Origin of the sequence: Vibrio neptunius, assembly GCF_000967495.1 — a bacterium.
In the GTDB taxonomy this organism is placed as follows: domain Bacteria; phylum Pseudomonadota; class Gammaproteobacteria; order Enterobacterales; family Vibrionaceae; genus Vibrio; species Vibrio neptunius.
In genome coordinates this window covers 134,725-155,019 of record NZ_JXXU01000001.1, presented here as the reverse complement: position 1 = coordinate 155,019, position 20,295 = coordinate 134,725, and the positions used below count along the sequence as shown (strand labels likewise).

The following is a 20,295-nucleotide window of genomic DNA, read 5'->3' as shown; positions in this document are numbered from 1 at the left end:
GTGTGAGTACAGATAAACATCAAATAGGTTTACTGCTTGCCAAAGTAGCGCTTCGAGACCGTGAGGCTTTCGAAGCGCTCTATCAGTTAACCAGCACAAAACTTTTCAGCTTGATTTGCAGTGTCGTAAAAGACGAACAAGTCGCGGCGGAATTGCTTCAGGAAGGCTTCGTTAAACTCTGGTATAGCGACAACCGATACCCATTAGATTATCCATGGGCTTGGCTGTGTCAAAGTATGAGGAACCTTGCTATTGATGAAGTCAGGAAGCGCAACAGGCGGAGAGAAGAGCCGCTGGAAAAATCATTGGAGCAAGCTGAACGGCAAGTCTTATCGACTGCAGAAACTGGGCTTGAACGTTGTTTACAATCTCTCAGCGAAGAGAAAAGGAATGCGATAGTACTGGCCTATAAACACGGGATGAGCCATCAGGAGATCGTCCAACACATTAAAACGCCACTTGGCACAGTAAAGTCTTGGATTCGCCGTGGGCTACAGGAGCTGAAACGATGTCTGACCGATTAACGACCCGCCGTTACCAGAACTCTGAACTAAGAGATAGGCTAGCCAGTGAATACGTGTTAGGTACGCAAACGCCTCGGGTAAGACGCAGGTTAGAGGCCCTGATGAAAGCAGACACGACGTGGTGGGAGTATGTAGAGCTGTGGCAACAGCATTTATCTGGTCTGAATCCTTGCACAGAGTTGGAATCTTCTGAACATGACTTAAAACGTCCACCAAAAAGAGTGTGGAAAAATATATCTGCCCGAACATTTAATTCTCGTCGAGGTGCAAGGCGTATACGTTGGTGGTGGCTACCGACAGGTATGGCGCTTTCACTGTTAGCGGGTATTGGGCTGCGACCGATTTTATTACAACCCTCTTTACCCATTGAAATTGCTCAGGTTCGCCCGGTGAGTTATTTAGCCATGATGTCTTCAGAGACCCAGAGAAACCACTTTGCGCTGGTGGCATATCAGGGCGACAAACCCGGCCAATCGAGTCTACGTATGCAGCGTAATCTAAGTATGGATGACGTTCCGATGGATAGGGCTATGGTGTGGATGAGAGACTCCGAGAGTGGTGAGCTTCAATTGATCGATAGTTTGCAGAACGTGAATGATATTCGTTATATGTCGCCTACAGAATGGCAGGCACTGAAGAACAGTTCTGAGTTATTGGTGACTAAAAATCGTGATCCAGAAAGTGATGTCTTGTATCGCGGACGCTGTGTCGAGCTCAGCAGCTGGCAAGCAATTTAAACGACATATGAAGCGCCCTCGAAAGGGCGCTTGTATTTTTGAAAAACCATCAACGGTGGCAAAAAGTGTCTTGAAAAGGAAATGGATTTGAACAATTGATGTAGTTCACAGTTCCAAACTGCTATACTTTGCGCAAATTCTTATCTGTTTCAATAATAATTTCTCTATCTCAATGAAATATATAGAGAAATTGTAGGGGGATACTCTCATCATAAGTACAAATAACATCACGCAGCAATTTGGTGCGAAACCACTGTTCGAAAATATTTCAGTGAAATTTGGCGAAGGAAATCGTTACGGCCTGATTGGTGCTAACGGTTGTGGTAAGTCGACTTTCATGAAGATTCTGAGCGGTGAGTTAGACCCGACTGGAGGTAACGTGAGTTACGATCCAAACGAGCGTGTTGCTAAGCTGAATCAGGATCAGTTCGCTTATGAAGAGTTTACGGTTATCGATACCGTTATCATGGGCTACAAAGAACTGTGGAAGGTAAAGCAAGAGCGTGACCGTATCTATTCTCTACCAGAGATGAGCGAAGAAGACGGAATCAAAGTTGCTGAGCTTGAAGTTGAATTTGCTGAGATGGACGGTTACATGGCCGACGCCAAAGCAGGTGAACTTCTTTTGGCCGTTGGTATTCCAGAAGAACAGCACTACGGTTTGATGAGCGAAGTGGCACCAGGCTGGAAACTGCGTGTGCTTCTTGCGCAGGTGCTGTTTGCAGACCCGCATATTATGCTTCTTGACGAACCCACCAACAACTTGGATATGGATACTATCCGTTGGTTGGAAGAAACGCTGAACCAGCGTAACTGCACCATGATTATCATCTCGCACGACCGTCACTTCTTAAACTCAGTATGCACTCATATGGCTGACCTAGACTACGGTGAATTGCGTGTTTATCCAGGTAACTATGACGAGTACATGACCGCTGCCTCTCAGGTACGTGAGCGTCTGTTGTCTGACAATGCGAAGAAGAAAGCGCAAATTGCTGAGCTACAAACTTTCGTTGCACGCTTCTCTGCAAATGCTTCTAAAGCCAAACAGGCGACTTCTCGTGCTAAGCAGATCGACAAGATTCAGTTAGAAGAAGTGAAAGCATCAAGCCGCCAAAACCCGTTTATTCGTTTCGAGCAATCAAAAGAGCTATTCCGGAATGCTCTAATTGTAGAAAACCTCTCGCAAGGTTTTGAAGACGATCTATTTTCAGATTTCAACGCAATTTTCGAAGTTGGTGAGCGTGTTGCAATTATCGGTGAGAACGGCGTAGGTAAAACGACGCTTCTCAATACACTAGTGGGTGCTCTTCAACCACGTTGTGGTGAGTTCAAATGGTCTGAAAACTCCAACATCGGTTATTACGCTCAGGATCATGCACAAGATTTTGCCGAAGATATGAATCTGATGGATTGGATGGGACAGTGGCGGCAAGAAGGTGAAGACGAGCAGGTTGTTCGTAGTTTCCTAGGGCGCATGCTGTTCTCTCAAGACGACATCAAAAAGTCTGTTCAGGTGCTGTCTGGTGGCGAACAGGGCCGAATGCTTCTTGGAAAAATCATGATGCATAAACCCAATATGCTGTTAATGGATGAACCAACTAACCACATGGATATGGAATCCATCGAGTCGTTGAACTCAGCGCTTGAACAATACAAGGGTACCTTGTTTTTCGTTTCGCATGATCGAGTGTTTGTCGATTCTTTGGCAACGCGAATTCTGGAAATTAAAGACGGCAAGATTAACGATTTTCGTGGTACTTACTCAGAATTCCTAAAGTCGAAAGGCATTGATGGTTAACGCTCGGATATGAATCAAAGCCTCATTTATGTGGGGCTATATGGTATTCATAGCCAAAATTGGCCGTTATCTCATCTATGAGGTCGTCAATTTCTGGATGCACAAAAGCAAAAAGCTCCAAAATAGACTGTGGAGCTTTTTTATTGCGTAATATTAGCGCGACTAAACTATTCTCTAGTCAAGCGGCTATTTTCTCGGCGATAAGCTGAGCAGTTTGCGCTAGCACTCGACAGCTTTGTGCCAAGGCCGCTCGCTCATCAGCGGTTAACTCTTCGCCTTGAGCAGGGATTGCTGACCTTTGAACAATCTCAACCCAGCGTTTTAGCTCGTCAATGTCATTCATCATAACTTCCTCTCGGTAAGTAAGCGTCAGATCAACAGAGTAGGCAGTAGCCGAAGGAGCCTATCGATTGACCAAAATTGCATGGATGCTTTAAAGTTCGATTGTTATGTTATCGGTATGAGGACAATTGTCAGTCTCAAATTTCAAACTACTGTTAATCTCCTTATTATATCAGGTGATCGTTATCATTATTTTTTAAATTTATTCGACTTTTCTGAATATTTGGTGTCAAAACTAAAAATATTAAAGTTTGTATCAATATCATAAATGTCTGAGCCTTCAATATCTTTAAGTCTTCTAGTAAATGAAGTGGATAAAGGTGTTATGATCAGCTCAATGAATACTTTGACAAAACAAAGTGTGACATTAAAGATAAATAGTTCGTAAAGAGGCATTTTTCCATAAAATGCGACAGTTCCCATAATGTTACTATCGATAAACGACGCAACAGTAGTAGATAAAATAAAGCGAACACCCATATATTTACCATTGAACCAGACTTTTGTCTTAGCCATGATATAAGAGTTAACGGGTTCGGCTATGAGGTAAGCTAGTATTGATGCAATGACAATTCTTCCACTGGTTTGCAAAACAGAGTCAAACATTTCATTGCTTTGTATCGCATAGTCCGGACTGGGCAGAAGGATAACGATCTGTCCCAATACTAAAAAGATAGTGTTAAAGAGAAAACCACACCAAACCGCAACCCTAGCCCATTTGTAACCGTAAACCTCGGTAATGATATCCGACAAAAGAAAGGCGAGTGGGAAGATCAACGCACCAGCACCGGTAGAGAAATCACCTGACAGACTGATCAATCGCCCTGCGAACCAATTCGAAAGGATGATAACAATCGAGTAACTCATTACAAGAAACCAGAGATAATTTGAAACAATTGGTTTGTTAATAATGCTTCTGTTAATATTTAAAGTGTCACTCATTGTGATATTCCATTTTTACTACGTCGTCGTGTTTTTTACAATGTAAGCCTGCAAACATAAGATTACTTACAGCAGAAATGATTTTTCTTTGGTCTTCCAAGGAATAGTTGTCTTCTATACTGACGTCCTTAATATTTTCTTTGATAATATGCCTTTTGTTTTTTATTCTACTGTATAGAAATACTTCATCATCGATAATTTCAGTATATAGTGGGACATAAATTGGTTTACTCAAACCAAGATAGCTATTAATTTTTCCATCGATAGAGGATAGAAAATTTGTGAGTATCGACATGCAGATGTACTTATTAGATTTTTGCGTTGATTTGATGAACTACTCCGATAAAAGATGCCACTGAGAATTCGTATTTGAGATGAGGGTTTCGTACATCGATAAGATAGATTTTCATATTGGCTTCATCTTGGGCAACTTTTCTTAACTGGAAGCAACCAGATGACCCTGACTTTACTACAACAAGATTATCTACTTCAGGCAGAGATTCTCTGTTAGCGACGAAAACCGTCCCCTTTTTAAAGAAAGGAGGAATGAACTCATCGGATTTGAAACCGACTAATACGCTGTCATTCACCTCAACATCAGTGGTAATTTTGCCAATCCTGTTCAGGTCACTATAAAGCTTAAAGAGTGGTATCGTTATTTCGTTAGTAGGGAGCTGGCGATGAGTGTTTTCGGAGAAGACAACCCTTTGCGTTTCCTGCTGAATGAGGTCATTTAAAGTAATATCAAACCCATCGAGTTGAAAAAATTCGACAATCTTCTGCAGCGTGTGTAGCTGGGGGTTAGTTTGCCTTTTCATTGGGTCGGCGTGAGCAATCCGAGTTAATATTGAGGGATTTACGCCAATAGCATTAGCGAGGTCTTGTCTTGTAAATTTGCCATCTCTATTTTTTTTCTGTTCGATCAGGTCATAAAGCGCTAAGTCAATTCGAGAGTCTCGAGCTTGTTCCATGTTTCAAAAACCTAAACCTATTTATCTTTCAGTAGCGCAATTATTTGCATAAAAACAGGTGCTTGAAAGCAAGTTGTCATTTATATGTAACAGATATCACATAATGGTGCTGATTTATGTCCTAATGCTAAGTTCGTTCTGATACAGTCACATAATTAAAACAACAGTAAGAGTACAAACAATGCTGGCTGAAAATCTGGATAGGTTACTATTAGAAACAATAGGTTACCTGATTGACAGATGGTACGAAAGGGATGTGGGAATTGTTGCAAGCTGTTTAGTCGATGGTGACAACAAAGTATTTGCGACAAGCACAAGAGATGGACAAAATTGGAAACACGCAGAGCGTAATGCTTATGAAGCGTTCAGGAAAGTTTATGGTGAACCTTCATCGGATGCGGTGTTTGTTGTTACCTTGTCACCTTGTTTGAAAACGCTTAAATATCGCGGTGAACCCTCTTGTTCACAGTTGATGAAGGAACTAGGAGTCAAACGCACTCATTTTGGAGTATTGGATGACATGCACGTCAATTGCCCAGAAGATTACGCCGAGAATGGTTTGATTGCGACGTTGACAGAAGATCGCCGTTTAGCAGACATGTGTAAAAAATTAATGAGCATGTTTGCTATATATGATTCGAGAATCAATAGCGATTTATTGGGTATAAAACTCGAACTAGGCGATCAGTTTTTTGATGAGGTTTTGTCACTCAGGCTGTCCGAATCTGTTTAATCCATTTCAGATAATAAAGGGGGGAGCTTCAATTGGCTCCCTTTTTGTGCAGTTTGAACAAGTCATTACTTTTCTTTGCGGCTTAAGTCGTCGACTTTTGCTAGCGTCGCTATGCGGCTAAGCATCGTCAAGGAAGCTAGGTGAGCCTGATGTGAAGATGCGGCACAACAGTCTTCCAAGATAGTGATTTTATAGTCACGGTCATGACCCTCTCTGGCTGTGGACTGAATCGCCCATTCAGTACTTACACCTGTAAGATAAAGCTGTGTAACTTGGTTGGCGCGCAGAGTGGCCTCTAATGATGTGTTGTAAAATGCACTAATCCTTGGTTTTACGACGATCAATTCATTTTCTCGAAAGTCGACATCGCGGTGAAATTCGGTACCAAAACTTCCTAGTTTTAATGCTTGATACTGGTCCGCTTTACCGAAAACTGGAGAAGACTTGGGCAGTGCTGCATAGTTTACATCAAAGCCTACCTTAATGTGAACTACTAACCATTTGTTTTCCCTAGCAAAGTTCAATGCATGATTGGTATTAGCAATCACATTCATTTGGCTCGCATGTTGCGCACAGCTTGGTATCTTTCCCTCGGGATGAATAATATCGTTGATTAAATCGATGATTAAGATCGCTTTAGACATAGTATTCTCCTAGACATGAACTGGCTTGGGTGTAGGCGTGTATTTAATAGCGATAGTATTGAATTGAGCGATGGAATAATGGTGGTAAAGTTTAATTTTCAAAAATGGAAAAAAACTAAATTATGATTTCAAAATCGAAAAGGAGCCTCATCAAAGGCTCCTTTTAAGTAGATTCACTGGCTTACTGCTTATGACCCCAATCTTTTGGATCATTGATGTAGGTGACGCCACCATCCATCATCAGATCGCTGGTTGTCATAAAAGCAGAGTCATCACTGGCGAGAAAAAGCGCAGCGCTTGCGACTTCTTCGACGGAGCCTTTTCTTCCGAGAGGAATTCCGTCTTTGGCGACTTGGTTAACCTGCTCTCGGTAATCAACTTTGTCCCAAATTTCAGTTTCAGTGACACCTGGCGAAATGGTATTGGCACGGATCTTTTTATGAGTAAGCCCACATGCGAAGCTTTTGGTCAATGATGAGATAGCGGCTTTTGAAGCGTTGTAAGGCGCTTGATTCCAATTAGCATGGAGCGCGCCAACAGAAGAAATTGAAATAACTGATGCACCTTCTCTCAATAACGGCGCAGAATATTGCATAGTAAAGAAAGCGCCCTTAACGTTGAGTGCAAACATGTCGTCAAAGTCTTGTTCAGTTGTTTCTGTAAAAGGCTTTAGTTGATAGGCCCCTGCATTAACAACCAATACATCCAGTTGAGAAAATTCTCTTTCAAGCAATTCATACGCTGAAGCAATATCTTCCACTTTGGAAATGTCTGCGACGACTTCGAGGGCTTTGTTTTCAAAATACTCCCTATTAATGGTTTCCAGCTTTTCTGCATTTCGTCCGTTAATAGCAATCGTAGCGCCTTCTTCAAAGAAACGGCGCGCAATAGCCAAGCCGATACCTGACGTTGTACCGGTAATGAACGCTTTTTTTCCTTTTAGTTTCATAGTAATCCTTTAATAGGTGAGATGATAAACATTTGGTTTGATACGAACCTCTAGTGACCATTGCTCGTTGACATATGACGTATTCGTTTCGGTCTAGAGTCGGCGGTGGCGTTGTTAAGACTGATAAACATCGACTATATATAAAACACTGCGTTGGACTTAGTTCGTAAAAACAATACTTTAACTGAGCTTACATTTGAGTTGTAAAGGGAACGTCAATTAGGTAGAAAGTTTGATGCGGGCTAAGGGGTTAGGAGAGGGCGTTTATAAAATGGTCAGTTTGTTGTTTGAAAGCTTGTAGATGATGCAATACGTTCTTATTGATTGAAAAAATTAAAATGGCTCCAGATCGTCAACTATATTGATGAAGACGGTCTATACAAATAGAAAATACAAAGACTAATGGAGCATAAAATGGGTGAATTTTTTGTCATAGGGATCGATCTATTTTCAGGGCTTTTCATTATCGCGATTGGGGTTGGTGTTATCAGTGTTCTATATATGTACGTTGCAGACAAACGCCAACACAAACATGCCATTCGACATAACTACCCTGTTATCGGACGCTTTCGCTACTTGTTTGAGAAACAGGGAGAGTTCTTCAGGCAATATTTCTTTGCGATGGATAGAGAGGAGATGCCTTTCAATCGTGCAGAACGTAGCTGGGTATATAAAGCGGCGAAAAATGTTGATCGCACGATAGCCTTCGGCTCTACCCGAAATCTGGACGCTACAGGCACCATCATGTTTATGAATTGTGCGTTTCCCACTTTGGAGGAAGACGCGGTATCCCCAGCCGCGGTCACCATAGGTGAGGGTTGTCGAACGCCTTATACCACGTCATCGATCTTCAATATTTCTGGAATGAGTTTCGGTGCTTTATCAAAGCCTGCGGTGCGAGCCTTGTCCAAAGGCGCAAAGATCGCCGGATGTTGGATGAATACGGGAGAGGGAGGTTTAAGCTCGTATCACTTGGAAGGCCAGTGTGACATTGTGTTCCAAATTGGCACTGCGAAGTATGGTGTTCGAGACCAAGATGGTCATCTTTCTGATGAGAAGCTAACAGAGCTGGCTGCGCGAGATAATGTCAGAATGTTCGAGATAAAAATCAGCCAGGGGGCGAAACCAGGTAAAGGTGGCATACTGCCTGGACGCAAAGTGACCGCTGAAATTGCTCAAATTCGCGGTATCCCTCAGGGGCACGACTCGATCAGCCCGAATGGGCATAAGGATATCCGTAATGTGAGTGACTTACTGGATATGATTCATCGTATCCGAGAAGTGACGGGCAAACCTGTTGGGTTCAAAAGTGTCATTGGTTCGCTAGTATGGTTCAATGAGTTACTCGATGAAATTGATCAGAGAGGTCATGACAGTGCGCCCGATTTTATTACGATAGATAGTGCTGACGGAGGCACCGGAGCAGCGCCTCAACCGCTGATGGACTATGTCGGGCTGCCGTTGAAAGAAAGCCTTCCTCTTGTAGTCAATTTACTTAATGAGCGTGGTTTAATTCCGAGAATTAAAGTGGTGGCTTCTGGCAAGCTTATCACGCCTTCTAAGGTCGCGTGGGCAATAGCACTAGGTGCCGACTTTGTTGTTTCTGCAAGGGGCCACATGCTGGCACTGGGTTGTATTCAAGCCTTGCAATGCAATAAAGACACGTGTCCGACAGGTATCACCACTCATGACGTTCGTCTCCAACAAGGGTTGAATGTAGAGGACAAAATGGAGCGTGTTGCGAATTACAACAAGTATATTCACTATGGCATTGGTCTGATTGCCCACTCATGTGGTGTGACCAACGCACGCGACTTGTCCCGTGAACACATCCGTATTGTCAAAGAAGACGGATTATCTGTCGCATTGGACGAGTTGTACCGACATCACCGATAGCCTCAATGTGTTCATGGGGTCATGAGCACATTCTTTTCCTCTCATTAACTTTCACGCATCAGTAACACTTACCCATTCATTTGTTTGTGTTTACTGGATCAATATTAATGTTGTTATCTACTTGTTTTTGCTGAATGCATTCACTCCACATATATGTGTGTTGTTTGGTATTTAAGCTGCTGAGATAATCCTGCCCCTAATTAAAACAGCAGACAAAGCTGTCTGGTAACACCTTGATAGCTAAATTATTCACCAGTAAAGGAGCTACACGTGTCATCTGTTGTGGAACAGGTTGATTTGCATCAGCCAATCGAACTGCGCAGTGGGCTTGGCCATCACTCGCGCATTGTCCCGCAAATTCTTCATCCCGAAAATGGTTTGGAGTTGCAACAAATTATTGAACAAGCGCATGTAAAAAAGCTGCCTGTATATCCTGTGGGTAAAGGCAACAACTGGGGGTATGGTTGCAAAACACCTGCCAGTGATGGTTGTACTTTGCTTGATCTTAGTCGAATGAATCGAATACTGAGCTTTGATGAAGAGCTTGGAGTGATTGAGGTCGAGCCTGGTGTGACACAAGGCCAAGTTTCCGCATATCTCAAACACACACCATGGATGCTGGATTGCACGGGAGCTGGGCCAGATACCAGTCTAATGGGGAACATATTAGAGAGAGGGTTTGGTCACGGTCCTGTTGGTAATCGAAGCCAGCACTTTACGATCAGCGAATTGATCTTAGCCAATGGTAAGTTAATGAAGTTGAATCAAAGCTCACGGTACTGTGGTCGAGCTGGCCTAGCCGCCAATCTTCACGAGCTATTCACTCAGAACAATATTGCAGTGATCAGTAAAATAAAGTTCGAACTGATGCTTAAACCAGAAGCGAGCTTACGTTGTTTGGTTCGCCTTAGAGATGCAAGTGATTTGCCTTCATATATCGATATTATGCGCCGGCTGAAGTCAGAAGGCAGTATTGATGGTTTGCCTCACTTAGGGAACACCTACCGAATGCTAACCATGATGGAACGATTCGATTTTAACAAGTGGAGCACGAGTAATGGTGCGAACCAGAAGGATGTTGAATCTCTGTGCAACCAATACAACTTATCTCCTTGGTCGGGTGCGTTTGTTATCACAGGCACTAAGGCAGTAGCAAAAGCTAAAGCCGCACGGGTAAAAGCACTGCTTAAACCCATCGCTAAAGTCAATGTAGTTAGTTTGGCAAAGCTGAAACAAATGAATCAAATAGCGATCAGTGCCAGTCGCTTGCTTGGGCGCCTACCGGTGTACCAGCGCTTGCAGAGTAGTCTCAATGAATTTACTGAGATGATGGATATGCTCGAGGGGAACCCTAAAGATTTGGCACTCAAAGGTTGCTATTGGCGCTATCGTGGAAACATTCCGGAAAAAATGAACCCTGTGGAAGATGGGGCTGGCTTTTATTGGGTTGCACCTACGCTTGCGATGGTTGGCGAAGAGGTTGAAAAATGTATGCGTTTGTCACAGCAAGCTTTTGACAAAGCAGGGTTTGAATTTGGTGTCACGTTAACCGCCGTTAATGCTTACATGTGTCAGGCGATTATCAGTATTTATTACGACGCCGGTAATCCAGATGAAGTGAGCAGAGCGACAGAGTTAGTGCGTAAATTGCGCGCTTTATATCGACGCTACCAGTGGCCGTGTTATCGACGTGCCGTTGATGAAATGCCATTCAATGGTGAGTCAGAGCTGGAGCAAGACGCATTAGAACTTCGCAGTCGTATCAAAGCCGCGTTTGATCCGGATGACATTGTTTCTCCAGGTCGTTATCAGATGGCGGTTCCTTACAAATTTTCAGAGGACAGTAAAGCATGATCTTATCGAGCAAACGCCTTTCCAGAGATAGTGACTTTCTGGAGTTTGCCAAGCACTACCAATCCATATCGGGTAATACGAGTAATATAGAGCAACTTAAAAGCCGAACGTGTGTCAGAGCGTTTTACGATTCAAAAGGGCAGATGTGTGCAGGGTATACAGTCAACTGCGACCATCCTTTGGTTTATGTTGCAGATTTACCACAACACATGGAAAAGCACTCCCTTCAATATGCCACGGATAATATTGTTGAAGGTGGTGGACTTTGGGTTGAACAAGAGCTATCGGACTTTGAACGTGGTTTTGTCTTTATTCGTGCAAGCTGGGAGGCGTATCGTATGAAAAAGCGCTATTTCATGGCAGGTGCTCGTAATCCCAAAGTCGCTGAAAGGCAAAAGTACATTTATCCCAAGATCTTGTTTGAAGGTACAACGGAGAAGTTTGATTACGTCTGTATGCTTTATTGCCGCCGTGAGTATATTTTGTGCCAGATTGGGCTGTTTGTTTTACGATACTGGATTACTCAACCGATTAAAAAGTGGTTGAGTAATCTGAAAACAGCGACAACTTAACTTGAATTGAAAAGAGCCTTAAGCGAGGCTCTGCATCTAACCAATATCGTTAAAAAGTTCTTGTTAAAGCCGCTAGGACAATTCCTAGGGTGATGGATGTGAGTGGCCGTTTAAAAGCCAGTGTACCAAGAGCAGTAACCAGCAAAGCAAGCTTAGCGCCCATGTCCCCGGTAATAAATAACGGCGCTATAATCGCGACTAGCACCGAGCCCGACATAGCGGCAATAAACTGCTGCACGCGTTGACTGATAGGAATGTAAGACATTACATAGATGCCACCCCACCGAGTCACAATGGTGACGATGGTCATCACTGCTATGATCGCCAATGTGCCTAGTTCGGTCGTCTCAATGTTCATGTTTGTTTTCTCCTACAAGCACGCCAGCAATACCTCCAGTTAGGGCACCAACAATCACGTGAGCATTTTCTGGTAGATACAAATACGCGGCAATAGAAGAGAAGGCAGCAGATGCCCAGATAAGGTAAGTTCCCTTCTCTTTGTTACCTTCTAGCACCATGGTGAGCAAAAAACATCCCATTACCATATCAATGCCATAAGCGGATGGGTTTTGAATCGCGTTACCAAAATAAACACCGACCCAAGTGCCTATAATCCAGAATATCCATATTGCTAGACCACCTCCAAACAAAATGCCTAGCCCTTTCGAGTGCTCATTATTCCCAAACGCTTTCATCGACATGGCCCAGTTGGCATCTGATGCCAATAACATCACTCCGTAACGTGGTAAAGCTTTCATGGCTTTAATGTGAGGATATAGCGTTGCCCCGATAAGAAGATGGCGTGCATTGATGGCAAATACCGTGATAGCTAATGGAAAGACAGGGACATGCGTTCCCCACAGTTCTAATGCACCAAACTGAGAAGCGCCAGCAAAAACCAGCGTGCTCATCCACAAAGCAGACGATTGACTCAGCCCAACCTGAACCGCCGCCAGCCCATACGCAGTGCCAAAAACCACAACGAATATCGAGATCGGTAATAAGCTAATAAAGCCATGTTGAACTGATTGATACTCTAGTTTTAATTCTTTTTCGAGCATAGAGTTAGTCATTTTCATGAGTGATGTTAAAGGAATCAAACAGTAAACTGGAATGATGAAATCGAAAAGCGCATAATTCAGAAATTACCCATTCGAAAATCGAATAATGAATAATCAAGATCTGCAAATTGACTGGTTAAAGAGTTTTGTTGCTATCGTAGACGCTGGTTCTTTGTCCAACGCCACGGCAAGCGTACACCGTTCACAATCGGCTGTTAGCATGCATTTGAAAAAATTGGAAAATGCAACAGGCAGGAGGCTAATCGTCAGGGGCAGCCGAAACATAGATCTCACAGAAGAAGGTCAGGTTTTATTGGGCTATGCTAGGCGTATACTCGATTTACACTCAGAAGCGCAGGCTGCGTTTCATGGCAATGAGCTAGTCGGTCAGGTGAAATTAGGTGTACCCGAAGACTACGCTGCAGAGTATTTAACACCGATATTAAGAAACTTTGCTTCTCGTTTTGCGGGCGTTGAAATCGAACTCGATTGTGAGCAATCCACTTCGCTAATCCCAAGAGTTGAGAGCAACGACCTAGACTTGACGTTAGTTTCAAGAGATAACGCCAGTAGAGGAACTCTGCTTTTTCAGGAGCCGATGGTCTGGGTAGGGGCTCCACAATTTGAAATTTGGCGCAGAGAGACTTTGCCTATCGCCGTTTATGAAAGCTCAAGTCTAGCCAGGCGCAGCGCGATCAACTCATTGGCTCAACATGGCAGGCCCTATAAAGTGGTTTACAACAGTTCAAGTGTTGCTGGACAGATTGCAGCGGTTGAGAGTGGGCTGGCCGTAGCGGTGTTTACTCAGTGTAGTGTGCCAGAACACCTCGAGGTATTGGGGCTGGAACATGGATTGGGCCCATTAGAACCAATGGAAGTCGCTGTTTATCGCAGCAAAGCGTCCAAAGGCTCCAGAGCGGTAGACTATTTACATGATTTACTAGTTAAGACATTGAAAACGGCGTCTGTTCGCTAAAATATTATCCTTGATTTACAATTATCTTCGTGATGTGGCGGTGTTAGAACACCGCCACATCATGGTTGTTACCACTCCATTTCTCCCTTATGGACTTTCGCTCCAATACTCAGGGCAACAGGCAACGCTGCTTCACCATATTTAGTTCTCATTTTTTCAATCAGTTGCTCACTGTTTTTGGTTGTTCTCTTCGCCTGCTTAAAATCCTGAAGATATTGGTGAGAATATTGAATAGAACTCGCGTCAAGTTTTGTACCGGAGATCATATGCCCTGGGACAACGACTTCTGGTTTCAATGACTGGATTTCTTCCAATTGTTCAGACCAAAGTACTTGGCTTTCATTGCTTTGGGCATCTGCCATCCATAGGTGGAGGTTTGTGCCATATATTGAAACGTTACCCAGTACCGCTTTTTCTGATGGAATCCAAAGATACGGTCGGTGGGCAATGTCACCATCAGTACCATGAATTTCAATGGTATGGCCGTCAATGGTTAAACTAGAAGCGGTGTACGCTGTTGGAATATAAGGTGTTACTGGAGCGTTATCGCCCATGCGCGGCGCCCACACCTTAAGTTTGGTCGGCAGTTTTTCCTCGATAACTTTTCTTACTGCAGGTGTTGTAATGATTTGCGCTTCTGGGAACAAGCTATGCAGTACTTCTGCACCAAAATAGTAATCAGGATCCGCCTGGCTAACAAAGATCGTTTTCAGCGTTTTACCTGTATCCAGCACTTTTGCTGCAATACGAAGTGCATCCGCTTTTGTGAAACCAGTGTCGATAACCATAACCTCAGTTTCGCCGATAATTAGCGTTGAATTCACGTGGAAGCTATTTTGGTCAGCGTTGTAAACATCAAAAGTGAGGTTGGATTGTTCAGTTGCAAAAGTATTCGTTGCGATCAGCATCGAAGCAGCAAGTAGGGTAAGTCTTTTCATCATTCTCTCCATTAACAGGGTTGTTTGTTGGGACAAGGGGATAATAGGTCATTGACCTGACCAGAAAAACACACCATAGTTAACAACATTGTTTCTTAAATCGAACATATAGATGGATAGACTTACCGCTGCTAAAGTATTTGTCGACGTCGTACAGTCGGGCAGTTTTACTGCCACGGCGGATAGGCTTGATATGTCGAGGCCAATGGTCACTCGATATGTCGAAGCCATGGAAGATTGGCTGAGTGTGCGACTGCTGCATAGGACGACCCGCAAAGTGTCTCTTACCACGGCAGGGGAGTCTTGTCTCAAGCAGGTCGAGCAATGGTTGGAGCAGGCTGATAAGCTCACAGCGACAACGTATACTGGTGACGAACTAACAGGAACGGTAAGAGTGGCGACCAGTATGTCGTTTGGCTTTTCGCAGCTAATACCTGCGGTTTCTGCGTTTATGCAGTTACATCCAAAGGTCAGTATTGATATCGATCTTCAAGATTCAGTGACAGACATGGCAGACAGTCAAATCGATTTGGCGATCAGAATTGCTTCTAACCCAGATCCCTCTTTGATTGGTAAACCGATAGCGATATGTGACTCTGTGATTGTTGCCTCTCCGAGTTATGTTGCAAACGTTGAGGTGAGTAAGCCGGAAGACTTATCGCGATTTCAGTGCTTAGGGTACAAAAACTTCCAGCGACATGTGTGGCACTTGACTAAAGGTGACGAGCACAAAGCGGTAGAGGTGCATTGTAAGCTGACAGCGAATGAGGCGACGGTATTATTGCACGCGGCATTAAGTGGTGCCGGCTTAGCGGTTCAGCCAAGATATTTGGCAGATGAATATTTATCGAGTGGTAAACTAGTTCAAATACTTCCAGAATGGAAACCCCAACAGATGATGGTGTATGCCTTGTATTCTTCCCGAAAGCATTTGTCGCCAACAGTGCGTTGTCTGATTGACTTCTTTGAAGATTATCTCGCAAGCTGAACGTCTCTATTGCCTCAATGAACCTAGAGCTATCTCCCGAAAAGAAATCGAGAGATAGCTGCAAAATATTAAGGATTATCTACCCGATACCAAAAGCATTGTTTGGAGTTGGTTCTAGCATCTAGCATCCACGTGTAGTTGCAATGGCTATCGTAGCTGTAGCGACCTACGTCAATAGTGTATGGACCAAATGAAACATTTTGTAATGACTCAAAACGTCCGTTATACAACAACGAAAAGTGTAGGTGTGGCCCTGTTGAAGACCCCCCTTGACATAAAGCAATGTTTCTCTGATTGGCGTAGGTTCCGATTTTTTGGTTTTTGGACACCCAAGCCCCATCTTGAACTTGTATCCCATCCATGTGGTAATAGTTTGTCGCCCATCCATTTGGTGCTGTTACCCTCAGTTGGCAACGAGAAAACACGGAAACGTACCCTTCATGCGCAGCGGTGACACTATAAGTTTGTTCTCCCCATCGTGGCCAGTCATATGAAAGGTCAACTGACGAGAGCGGATAGCCTGAACCTGTATGTGAATGTGGGCCATTGGGTATCCAGTTGTATCCAGCCCTCCATGGCCACTGCATATCTGGAGGAGAAGCAAAGCTTGCTTCTTCCTCTGCCTTCGGGGCTCCAAATCGCTGTGAATACAATGTCTGCCAATTAGACCATTGTTGGATATCCTTGAGTGATGACACAATGGCAAAGGTGGCTGCGCTATCTAGTGCTTCTGGTTTTTGCTTTGCGTGATAGAAAAGTTGAGAGAGGCGGTTTGCAACATGTTTAATTTCGCTCCTAACATGTTCTAACTCGGACTCAGATAGTATGTCAGCGAGTGGCATATCATGAGATGCTGCCAGCGTTACCAATATCACTCGAGGATCTACCCCCATTGCCCCGCTCCAATGATTGAGCTCCTCTTCTAGCACTAGCCACTTTGAGCTCTTCTCGAAGTAATCAGAGATGGAAAAAGGTTGCTTTATAGGTCTGTAAACGAAGCTTTGTTCTGTCATTAAAGTCGGAATATTGTGTTTTTTCAATGTGGAGAGGTTAAGGTTTCCTGTGTCAATCGCAGGTAGAATAGAGTGTGAGAACCCTTGCGTACTAAACAGTAACAACAAGGTACCAAGTTGTGTTTTCATAATGTTCTCCAGCCAACTGTTTTACTTGCAAGCCCCATCATGGTGAACTTACGAGCTGACAGCGAGTCCGTGGAAGAACGACTGCTCGTAAACTTTCTATTTTAATCATTGCAGCACTGCAAGCGTTATCCACTAGCACCCAATGCCAGTGAGCCTTAAGCCTGATACGGCGAGTTACTCTCGATACATCACCGTTCTATAGAGCCAAATTATGCTCTTATGAAAGTGTAATAACTTGTGTACTTAATGCCAAAATGATGCTTTGTCGTACGCTGTATAGATGGATGAACAGATCTTTCTTTTATTAAGATTGAGGCAACCAGATTGGAGGCTGGCCCTTGTTGCTTGGCCTATAAATGGAGGTATAAACTTGCTCTAAAAGATATAGTCCCTTGAAAATAAAAATGAGATCTAGATTCAATTATTGACGAGATAGTCGTTCCTCAACCATCAGTATCGGATGCCTAGATATAAAGAACAATCGACTTGAAAAAAAGCCACATTGGACTATATTGATTTGATTGTCACTATTGAAGGGGCTAGTGCTAATTTTCGTACTTAAATGGTTTATTTTTAAGGGTTATTTATGTCAGCCAAACTTAATTATACAAAACAAAATCTAATTAAATCTATTAATTACTATATGATGACTATAAAGAAAAGAAAGGCTGTCATATCAAGGAAAAAGAAAATATCTAGGGCTACAGTTTTAAGTTCCTATATATTAGCTTGTGATGAAATGGAAGAACTATCGAAACTAATTGATTCATATATAAAGAAATCCATCAACGATGCAACTTTAATAAAGTTGGCCACTAAATTAAGTAGAGTTGGCTCTTGCAGTAATGATCGGAAGCTTCTAAGTGGGGGAGGTAAAGAATCAAGCTCATCTTCGTTGAGGAGCCATGTTAGCAACGCATATAAGAGTTCATATAACAATAAGCTTGAATCTCTCAACAAGGTTCTTTTGCCAACTGATAACTACGATAATAGCTTTACTATACCCGTTGAACATTTAACTCAATCTGGTACTGCTAGTGCTTCAGCGCATGCTGTCGTGATGTATAAACATAACTTCTCTCATAAAATATATTTTGGCAAAAAAATTTCTGAGCATGAACGTTCTAATGCACTAGCGGAAGTTCTGTACTCTGAAATTTGGCGAGAAATTATTGGCTATAGAGCGTCAAAATCTTTATGTATGGTTGACGGTGACAATAATATTATAGGAATTTGCTCTGAAGCTTTACCTAATTTTAAAGAAGTAAAAAAAATACTTAACTCATGTGAGTATCCTAAGGAAATGGGGCTTTTATCCATAGTTCTTTTATCTTATTTACTTGTAGAGGATGATCTACATATCAAAAATATTGGACTTTGCACCATAAATGGAAGAACAGTTTTTGGTAAAATAGATCATGACTATATTGTGTCTAAATGGGAAGAGAAAAAAAATCATTTTGAATCAAGCTTTCCATTGAATAATATCATTGAATATATAAACTCAGGCGACATCTCAAATTTGAAAGTAATGGCTAAATCGTTGCGTTTTTCCCCAGGCAAAGCAAACGGCTTGCTACTGAGGGCTGGCCACAAAATAAGAGGAATCACAGGAGCTGGTGCTAATACAACGTTAGGGAAAAGGAATGCCAAGTCGTTTTACTCCAATTACGCTTGTATTAATGATGATTGTGCTCGTGATTTCTTAAGAAGTAGAATAAAGTTATTTAACTACAAAAGGATTGAAAGAGTTCTCAATGAAATGTCTCTTATCGCTACCAGTGGAGCCATTCAAAATCATGGCAAAATAGGCGATATATATGACTTTTTAAAATTTAGAATACGTCATGTGCAAAAAAACCTATTGTGATCGTTGTCTGCCTTCAACAACAGAAAGTATAGTTTTACTGTTGTTGATTGCTTTCTCATAGCTATTACTCTGGTGTTTTGTTTCACAATTCTTAGCTTTAGTTGGGCCTATTGTATGAGGTATCTGCTAGTTTTTATTGCTTTTTGTGAATCGCCTATGAATGTCACTCATAACCGCGACCCCAATGGTGATAAAAAAACTGGCCAATATTGACTGATAAGGAGATTCATCAGCCATAAAACCTGCAAAAGTACTACCGACGGAAACAGCAGCAATTTTTAGAGCTGCAATCCACATGAACACTTGAGAAGAACTTTCCCTCGGTGAGTAGTCAACTCTAGCTGTCAGACTTGCAGCAAAGAAAAGTGCATTGGTCATACCGCATATGAAGTAAGCGCTCAGGCCGAATTCATAGGCAGTAGCCAATGAAACGAGAAAAAGCCCCCCTGAGACACCTATGGCTGATAGCGTCATAAGCTGTTGTGGCTCTTTGAGAGTGGGAAAGCGAATTAAACAAACAGAGCCTAATAAATTGCCGACGCCGTACAGAGCAATGAGGGTAGCGGAGCTGCTTTGAGTTTGCCCCCAATCTTCAGCGAGAGAAATTGCGCAGACTGGCAGTGCAGCGAGTGAAAATGAGGTTGCTACTGTTAAGTACATGGTACGAGTAAGCGGCCCATTGGTGATTATTTGCCGTGCGACCATGGTAACGCTTGGCACAGCAGCAGGACTAAGGTTATTCGGTTCACTCTTGGGTAGCTTCAGTATTAACAGAGCACTGATTAATGGAAAAAAAGCAATTGTTATCATTGCTGACTGTGTATCACTGATTTCCGTCAATCCAGCCACGAGCATAGGACCTAAAGTTCCTCCAACAGCGTAGCTACATACATCCCAAGCATGTGCTTTTCTTCTCATCAAACTGCTGGTACTGAATAAAGTGTTCAGTAGCCCACTGATTCCGCCCATCAAATAGGGTGCAGAACTGCCACAAGCAATAAGAAATAATATCAGAACGGGCAATGTTAATTGTTGGAACCAAAATGTCGTTATTGCCATGAAAGTGCTATAGATACAAGCTGCTACCACGATCAGTTTTCTCGGGTCGTTCGCTATATCCAACCAGCGCCCCCATATGGGGCCAAGTAAATGTGGGGCGCTCAGACAAGCGGCAAGTATCCCCATCTGATGGCTAGGTATCCCTTTTTCAGATGAGAGGATCAATACGCCGACAATGGCAGCACCTGTTGCTGTTCTCGCAAAGCAAGAAAGACCAAAGTACAACAGCAATAAAGGTTTATGTTCCTGCTCACTTGAATTCGAGGTACTAACATTGTCCATATCTATTTCCCCAA

General features: G+C 42.9%; 20 protein-coding genes. 10 read left to right on the top strand and 10 right to left on the bottom strand.

Translation table 11 applies throughout. The annotated features are described in order from the left end of the window. Positions 1-2 precede the first annotated feature (2 nt). The 3 genes from TW84_RS00680 (at position 3) to TW84_RS00670 (ending at position 3,062) form a co-directional block, all read left to right on the top strand. Positions 3-524 (top strand): RNA polymerase sigma factor, encoded by a 522-nt coding sequence (locus TW84_RS00680; protein ID WP_045973678.1) that lies wholly within the window; start codon positions 3-5, stop codon positions 522-524. Next, positions 509-1,261: a hypothetical protein gene (locus TW84_RS00675; protein ID WP_045973677.1), complete on the top strand. Its 753-nt coding sequence runs from the start codon at positions 509-511 to the stop codon at positions 1,259-1,261. The genes TW84_RS00680 and TW84_RS00675 overlap by 16 nt, the downstream gene beginning before the upstream one ends. 208 nt (positions 1,262-1,469) lie before the next feature. Next, on the top strand, positions 1,470-3,062 hold the full coding sequence (locus TW84_RS00670; protein ID WP_045973675.1) for an ABC-F family ATPase: 1,593 nt from the start codon (positions 1,470-1,472) through the stop codon (positions 3,060-3,062). Positions 3,063-3,240: 178 nt separating this feature from the next. Here TW84_RS00670 and TW84_RS24285 read toward each other — a convergent pair whose 3' ends face one another. The 3 genes from TW84_RS24285 to TW84_RS00655 all read right to left on the bottom strand — a co-directional run bounded on the left by TW84_RS24285 (position 3,241) and on the right by TW84_RS00655 (position 5,317). Next, positions 3,241-3,408 carry a hypothetical protein gene (locus TW84_RS24285; RefSeq protein WP_157633984.1) on the bottom strand — a complete coding sequence of 56 codons (168 nt, stop codon included), beginning with the start codon at positions 3,406-3,408 and terminating at the stop codon, positions 3,241-3,243. A gap of 185 nt (positions 3,409-3,593) precedes the next feature. Further along, complete coding sequence (locus TW84_RS00665) at positions 3,594-4,346, bottom strand: queuosine precursor transporter (protein WP_045973673.1); 753 nt, start codon at positions 4,344-4,346, stop codon at positions 3,594-3,596. 308 nt (positions 4,347-4,654) lie between these two features. Further along, a complete protein-coding gene (locus tag TW84_RS00655) occupies positions 4,655-5,317 on the bottom strand; it encodes a transcriptional regulator (protein WP_045973669.1) in 663 nt (220 codons plus the stop codon). Between the two features lie 181 nt (positions 5,318-5,498). Between TW84_RS00655 and TW84_RS00650 the strand changes: the two genes are divergently transcribed. Next, positions 5,499-6,050, top strand: coding sequence for a cytidine/deoxycytidylate deaminase family protein (locus TW84_RS00650; protein ID WP_045973667.1), 552 nt, complete (start codon positions 5,499-5,501; stop codon positions 6,048-6,050). Positions 6,051-6,115: 65 nt separating this feature from the next. On the opposite strand, the gene TW84_RS00645 is transcribed toward TW84_RS00650, so the two are convergent. Continuing rightward, a complete protein-coding gene (locus TW84_RS00645) occupies positions 6,116-6,694 on the bottom strand; it encodes a cysteine hydrolase family protein (RefSeq protein ID WP_045973665.1) in 579 nt (192 codons plus the stop codon). Between the two features lie 181 nt (positions 6,695-6,875). Then, positions 6,876-7,643 (bottom strand): SDR family NAD(P)-dependent oxidoreductase, encoded by a 768-nt coding sequence (locus TW84_RS00640; protein WP_045973663.1) that lies wholly within the window; start codon positions 7,641-7,643, stop codon positions 6,876-6,878. A gap of 414 nt (positions 7,644-8,057) precedes the next feature. Between TW84_RS00640 and TW84_RS00635 the strand changes: the two genes are divergently transcribed. The 3 genes from TW84_RS00635 to TW84_RS00625 all read left to right on the top strand — a co-directional run bounded on the left by TW84_RS00635 (position 8,058) and on the right by TW84_RS00625 (position 11,965). Continuing rightward, positions 8,058-9,539 carry an FMN-binding glutamate synthase family protein gene (locus TW84_RS00635; RefSeq protein ID WP_045973661.1) on the top strand — a complete coding sequence of 494 codons (1,482 nt, stop codon included), beginning with the start codon at positions 8,058-8,060 and terminating at the stop codon, positions 9,537-9,539. 270 nt (positions 9,540-9,809) lie between these two features. Then, positions 9,810-11,393 carry an FAD-binding protein gene (locus tag TW84_RS00630; RefSeq protein WP_045973660.1) on the top strand — a complete coding sequence of 528 codons (1,584 nt, stop codon included), beginning with the start codon at positions 9,810-9,812 and terminating at the stop codon, positions 11,391-11,393. Then, complete coding sequence (locus TW84_RS00625) at positions 11,390-11,965, top strand: hypothetical protein (RefSeq protein WP_045973658.1); 576 nt, start codon at positions 11,390-11,392, stop codon at positions 11,963-11,965. The genes TW84_RS00630 and TW84_RS00625 overlap by 4 nt, the downstream gene beginning before the upstream one ends. A gap of 49 nt (positions 11,966-12,014) precedes the next feature. On the opposite strand, the gene TW84_RS00620 is transcribed toward TW84_RS00625, so the two are convergent. Then, positions 12,015-12,323, bottom strand: a complete 309-nt coding sequence (locus tag TW84_RS00620) for an AzlD family protein (RefSeq protein WP_045973656.1) — start codon at positions 12,321-12,323, stop codon at positions 12,015-12,017. Further along, complete coding sequence (locus TW84_RS00615) at positions 12,313-13,026, bottom strand: AzlC family ABC transporter permease (protein ID WP_045973654.1); 714 nt, start codon at positions 13,024-13,026, stop codon at positions 12,313-12,315. Before TW84_RS00615 ends, TW84_RS00620 begins: the two co-directional genes overlap by 11 nt. A 106-nt stretch (positions 13,027-13,132) precedes the next feature. On the opposite strand from TW84_RS00615, the gene TW84_RS00610 reads away from it, so the two are divergent. Further along, on the top strand, positions 13,133-14,002 hold the full coding sequence (locus TW84_RS00610) for a LysR family transcriptional regulator (RefSeq protein ID WP_045973652.1): 870 nt from the start codon (positions 13,133-13,135) through the stop codon (positions 14,000-14,002). A 68-nt stretch (positions 14,003-14,070) separates the two neighbouring features. Here TW84_RS00610 and TW84_RS00605 read toward each other — a convergent pair whose 3' ends face one another. Next, a complete protein-coding gene (locus TW84_RS00605; protein WP_045973650.1) occupies positions 14,071-14,940 on the bottom strand; it encodes an MBL fold metallo-hydrolase in 870 nt (289 codons plus the stop codon). 112 nt (positions 14,941-15,052) lie between these two features. Here TW84_RS00605 and TW84_RS00600 point away from each other — a divergent pair, with 112 nt between their 5' ends. After that, positions 15,053-15,928, top strand: coding sequence for a LysR family transcriptional regulator (locus TW84_RS00600; RefSeq protein WP_045973648.1), 876 nt, complete (start codon positions 15,053-15,055; stop codon positions 15,926-15,928). 68 nt (positions 15,929-15,996) lie between these two features. Here the strand turns inward: TW84_RS00600 and TW84_RS00595 are convergent, their stop codons facing one another. Then, on the bottom strand, positions 15,997-17,070 hold the full coding sequence (locus TW84_RS00595; RefSeq protein WP_045973646.1) for a M23 family metallopeptidase: 1,074 nt from the start codon (positions 17,068-17,070) through the stop codon (positions 15,997-15,999). Positions 17,071-17,656: 586 nt separating this feature from the next. Here TW84_RS00595 and TW84_RS00590 point away from each other — a divergent pair. Beyond that, the gene (locus TW84_RS00590) at positions 17,657-18,940 is read left to right on the top strand and encodes a hypothetical protein (protein ID WP_045973644.1); all 1,284 of its coding nucleotides are present in this window, start codon (positions 17,657-17,659) and stop codon (positions 18,938-18,940) included. 126 nt (positions 18,941-19,066) lie between these two features. Here the strand turns inward: TW84_RS00590 and TW84_RS00585 are convergent, their stop codons facing one another. Continuing rightward, positions 19,067-20,281 carry an MFS transporter gene (locus TW84_RS00585; RefSeq protein WP_052707866.1) on the bottom strand — a complete coding sequence of 405 codons (1,215 nt, stop codon included), beginning with the start codon at positions 20,279-20,281 and terminating at the stop codon, positions 19,067-19,069. Between the last annotated feature and the right edge of the window lie 14 nt (positions 20,282-20,295).